The sequence below is a fragment of the Rhizobium sp. RAF36 genome, assembly GCF_052114105.1.
In the GTDB taxonomy this organism is placed as follows: Bacteria; Pseudomonadota; Alphaproteobacteria; order Rhizobiales; family Rhizobiaceae; genus Rhizobium.
Genome location: NZ_JBFREC010000023.1, coordinates 1 through 1950, shown reverse-complemented (window position 1 = coordinate 1950; position 1950 = coordinate 1). Strand labels below are relative to the sequence as shown.

1 protein-coding gene is annotated in these 1950 nt (G+C 55.6%); it reads right to left on the bottom strand.

All coding sequences use genetic code 11. The features are described 5' to 3' along the window. Positions 1 to 120 precede the first annotated feature (120 nt). Positions 121 to 1500: a transposase gene (locus AB4Z25_RS29305; RefSeq protein ID WP_112390951.1), complete on the bottom strand. Its 1380-nt coding sequence runs from the start codon at positions 1498 to 1500 to the stop codon at positions 121 to 123. Positions 1501 to 1950 lie beyond the last annotated feature (450 nt).

Genomic DNA, 1950 nt, shown 5'->3' with positions numbered 1-1950 from the left:
GCCGATATCGTTGAAAAACTCGCCGCATTAGCTGCTCATCCGCCCATTTTGATTTTCCGGGCGGAGTACCAACGCGTTTCTGCCCCGCGCCTCGGCGCAGGGTCTCAATTCATGCCGCTCTCATGCGGCAATGACGCCATATGACGTCGTTTGTGGCCTGAGTTTAGCTAACCTCCTTAGATTTTGTGCGGTTGCGGCAAGCAAGAATTCGTCTCTCGCACCACAGGGTCCCCGAAGCCGAAGACGCGCCATCCGTAGAATGCGTTTGAGATGCGCGAATAGCATCTCGACTTTCTTCCGGCGGTGACGCGACAGTTCATATTCTGGTGTGGCCGCAATCGCTCTGGCAACATCGCGCGCATCCTCATGGAGATCGCGCGGCACCTTGCGCATAGGCGTGTTCGGGCAACAACGCTGCTTCAGGTCACAGACATCACAGTCCTTTTTGCTGGCACGATAAATCCGTGTCCCTTCGGCCGTGATCCCCGATCTTGGAGTATTGTAAGTGCGGTGGAACTGCTTCAGTTCGTTCCCGGCCGGACAGATGTATCGCTCGTTCTCGGCTTCCCAGGTGAAGTCCGAACGTGAGAAGGTGCCGTCTGTCCGGTTCGACTTGTCAAAGACCGGAATGTGCGGCGCGATCTTCTTCTCCTTGACCAGCCATGCCAAGTTGTCGGCGGAACCGTAAGCACTGTCAGCAGCCACATAGTCCGGCCGTAAGCCGAAGCGGTTCTCGGTCCTTTCGAGCATCGTGCGGGATGCCCCGACTTCTGCCTGGCGGATCGCACGCGTCGCCTCCACATCGACAATGACACCATGATCGGTGTCTATCAGATAATTGGTGGCGTAAGCGAAGAAGGCATGGCCTTTGTGAGCACCGGTCCATTGGGCGGCAGGATCAGACGGGGAGATAAACTTTGGTGTCACCGGCGACGCAGCACCGAAAGCGGCATCATCGAGAACAGCCAGATACTCTTGTACCGAGCGGCTAGCGCCTTCCTTTGCTTCCCACTCAGCTCCTGGTACCGAACGCTGCTTGTTGGCATCCGCTGCAATAAGGCTGGCATCGACGGCAAAACCTTCTGCTCCGACCAACCCTTGCGCAAGACAGCGCTCCACCACCGTTTCGAACATGTGTCGCAGGATATCGCTTTGCCGAAACCGGCCATGGCGATTCTTCGAGAAGCTGGAGTGATCAGGCACCTTGCCGTCCAGTCCGAGGCGGCAGAACCAGCGATAGGCAAGGTTGAGATGGACCTCTTCACACAGCCGCCGCTCCGACCGAATGCCCATGGCGTAGCCGACAATCAGCATCCGGATCATCAGTTCGGGATCGACCGAGGGACGGCCAGTGCTGCTATAGAAAGGCTTCAACTGCTCTCGAACGCTATCGAGTTCGAGATGACGGTCTATTCCCCGCAACAGGTGCTCGGCGGGGACGTGATCATCAATACAGAAGTCATAAAAGAGCTGCGCCGGAGCTGCCTGACATCCCATCATCGCTCAATCCTCCGCAAATCAATACGACGATTGAATCAGGGCTTTCCTGCATAAGCAATGCGAATTCCTTGGCAATACGGCTACATCCGGCATCACCGAACAATCTTCAGTTCCATCGGGTCCGCTGTCATCCGTTCACACTGAAGTCCTACTCGCGCCAGAGAGGCCGAGATATCGACGCCGCAAAGGCATAGGTCGAGGTCGTGCCAATCTTTGCCAACAGACCAATTTACAAAAGGATTTTTGTCTCGCCACACGAGGCCATCCATTCCGACAAGCGTCGCCAACTCGCGCGGCGTCTTATAAATTGTTTCGCCATCCACAACCGAGTTACACACATTTAGCCTCCTAGAAAGGCATTACGATATCTCGGCGGGCGTTCGTGTCACGGACGCTAATTTCTAAGGGGATAGATGAGATGCTCACCACCAATAGTTTTTCAACAGTATC